This window comes from Neisseria sp. P0022.S010, assembly GCF_051956635.1.
Window position 1 is genome coordinate 1 of sequence record NZ_JBQCXF010000425.1, and the last position, 2,612, is coordinate 2,612.

Below are 2,612 nucleotides of genomic sequence, written 5' to 3' on the forward strand. Positions count from 1 at the left end.
GCCCATATCGCTGCAGACATTGCCAACGCCCTCCAAGAAGCCGTCATGACCCATACCGGCGACACGCATATCCACTTAAGTATCGATACCGAAATCGGTACGCACAAAGTCCAACCCGGCGTGGCGACCATCAAAGGCGTGAAAAACATTATTGCTGTTGCATCCGGCAAAGGCGGTGTCGGCAAATCAACGACCACTGCCAACCTTGCCACCGCAATGGCCAGAATGGGCGCGCGCGTCGGCGTACTCGATGCCGACCTGTACGGTCCAAGCCAGCCCACCATGCTCGGCGTACAAGACCGCAAACCCGACCAACAAAACAAAAAACTTATTCCCGTTGAAGCCGAAAGTGGCATTCAAGTAATGTCTATCGGTTTCCTGGTCGATACCGACCAAGCCGTCGTTTGGCGCGGCCCGATGGTCAGCCAAGCATTGCAACAGCTGATGTTCCAAAGCGAATGGGACAATGTTGACTATCTCTTCATCGACCTGCCGCCCGGTACCGGCGATATCCAATTGACCCTGTCGCAAAAAATCCCCGTGACCGGCTCCGTTGTCGTCACTACGCCGCAAGACATCGCCCTGATTGATGCACGCAAAGCCGTGGATATGTTCAACAAAGTCAATATCCCGATTTTGGGCGTTTTGGAAAACATGTCTGTCCATATCTGCTCCAACTGCGGCCATACCGAAGCAATCTTTGGCGCAGAAGGCGGTAAAAACCTGGCAGAGCGTTTGAACGTACCGTTGCTCGGCCAGCTTCCGTTGAGCCTGCCTGTACGCGAAGCCATGGACAGCGGCACATCTTCGGCCTTGTTTGAAAACAACCAAACCATCGCCGACATCTACACCGAAGCCGCATTCCAAATCGCGCTGGCCATTGCAGATAAAGGCAAAGACTTCAGCAGCCGCTTCCCGAAAATCGTCGTCGAATAAAAAAGTTTAAAAAAGTGTTGACAGCTGTGAGACCCGTCTCTATAATACACAGCTTATCGGGTCGTTAGCTCAGTCGGTAGAGCAGCGGACTTTTAATCCGTTGGTCGAGCGTTCGAATCGCTCACGACCCACCAAATATGAAAACCTGCTTTGAAAAAAGCAGGTTTTTTTACGTTTGAACTTTAGGATTTTGTTGAAAATATTTTGTTATTGAAACAATCCATAGCACATCAGGCATCAGGCCGTCTGAAAGATATTTTCAGACGGCCTGAAGTTTTGTAGGAATGGTTTTGAGAAATAAGTTTTCTACTTAGTGCAGACAAACGGTTTAAAACCTTACCTGCGTCTGCAACTGCCTACGATAAACCAATACGGCAGTAGTCAGTGTGGCAAAAGAGAATGCAGACAATAAAAGCAGATAACGGCCGACTCCGTCCAGTCCGCTGCGGTTGAGCAGCAGTTCTTGAAAAGCTTTCAAGCCCCATGCCATCGGGGAAATCCAAGTGAGTTGCTGCATGGTTTCGGGCATGACGTGGGCGGGTACCATAATGCCGCCGATTGCCGCCATCAGGATGATGCCGCCGCCGCCGAGGACGACGGCGTGTTCGGTGGATTTGGCGCAGACGCTGACCAAAAGCGCGTAGCCGAGTGCGGCGGTGCTGACGGCGGCGGACAGCAGCGCGTAGGGAACAAGGCTGCCGTTGAGTATGAGGGCGGGCACGCCGATTTCGGGCAGTAGGTAGCGGCCGAGCAGCAGCATTCCGACAAACTGAAGTTGGTTAATCAGGAAATAGGGAATGAGTTTAGCGGCAATCAGGCCGGACGCAGAGGCGCGGGCGAGGCGCAGGCGGGTGATGGTGTTGGTCTGGCGTTCCAGTGCCATAACATTCGACAGCGGTATCATGATGAAAAACATACCGAAAATCAGCCATGCGGGTACGCTGTGTTGTACGGCGTTGGGTTTTTCCACCGTGCCGCTGCCTGCACTCAGATAGTGCTCTTCCAGCATTTTTTTATCTAAAAAGCTGCGCACGGTGGCAAATTGTTCGTCGTTTTTTTCATCGACTTTTTTCTGGATGTCTTTGCGGATGGAACGGGGCAGTTTTTTATTGTCGATTTTGATGCCGTCGTTGTTGTCGAAATAAGCGTCCAGCCGCGTTTGGGTGTAGTGCTGCTGCAAAACGCCTTTGACCGCCGCCAGCCACGAAGGCTCGGTATCGGGCGGTACATAGATTTGCAAGGCTTTGTTGTCGGCGATTTTGCCGGAAGCGGTGTTCGGGTTGTGCAGCACCAGTTGGAAACGCTTGTTGTGCAGGCCGTTTTGCGCGTCGGTCAGTTTTTCAGACGGCATCAGCGTGACATGAATCTGTTCTTTTTCCAACGCGGCTGCCAGCGCGGTATTGACACTGTCGTCTGCCGCGCCGACCAGCGCGATGCGGCTGTCAGTGTGCGGGTCTTGGTCGCGGCTCAGCGCCAACGACATAATCAGCATGAAGGCGATGGGCATCACAAACAACACGGCCAAACCGTGCAGGTCGCGGCAGAGCAATTTGAGTTCTTTGAGGAGGGAGGAAGTCGTCATTGTGGATTTTGCTTATCTGTTGCCGGTTCGTCTTTGCGCAGGAAATCGAGGTAAAACGTTTCCAGCGAACCGTGTCCCTGCTGGAAGTAGCGGA

The 2,612-nt window shown here is 52.8% G+C and carries 2 protein-coding genes, 1 tRNA gene and 1 pseudogene; 2 read left to right on the forward strand and 2 right to left on the reverse strand.

Features of this window, described 5'->3' with window-relative positions; translation table 11 throughout:
* Positions 1-936: iron-sulfur cluster carrier protein ApbC (apbC, locus tag ACTHUT_RS17670; RefSeq protein ID WP_440419235.1), on the forward strand; the 936-nt coding region annotated here is incomplete at its 5' end.
* A 58-nt stretch (positions 937-994) separates the two neighbouring features.
* Positions 995-1,070 (forward strand) — tRNA-Lys (locus ACTHUT_RS17675).
* Positions 1,071-1,264: 194 nt separating this feature from the next.
* Here the strand turns inward: ACTHUT_RS17675 and ACTHUT_RS17680 are convergent.
* Both ACTHUT_RS17680 and ACTHUT_RS17685 read right to left on the reverse strand, forming a co-directional pair.
* Complete coding sequence (locus ACTHUT_RS17680; protein WP_250601411.1) at positions 1,265-2,518, reverse strand: ABC transporter permease; 1,254 nt, start codon at positions 2,516-2,518, stop codon at positions 1,265-1,267.
* A pseudogene (locus ACTHUT_RS17685) lies at positions 2,515-2,612 on the reverse strand (ABC transporter ATP-binding protein); the annotation flags it as partial. The gene ACTHUT_RS17680 and the pseudogene ACTHUT_RS17685, both read right to left, overlap by 4 nt.

What these genes read in the sequence shown, in the direction of transcription:
- ACTHUT_RS17680 (WP_250601411.1), bottom strand. Translation starts at nt 2,518, where the DNA reads ATGACGACTTCCTCCCTCCTCAAAGAACTCAAATTGCTCTGCCGCGAC.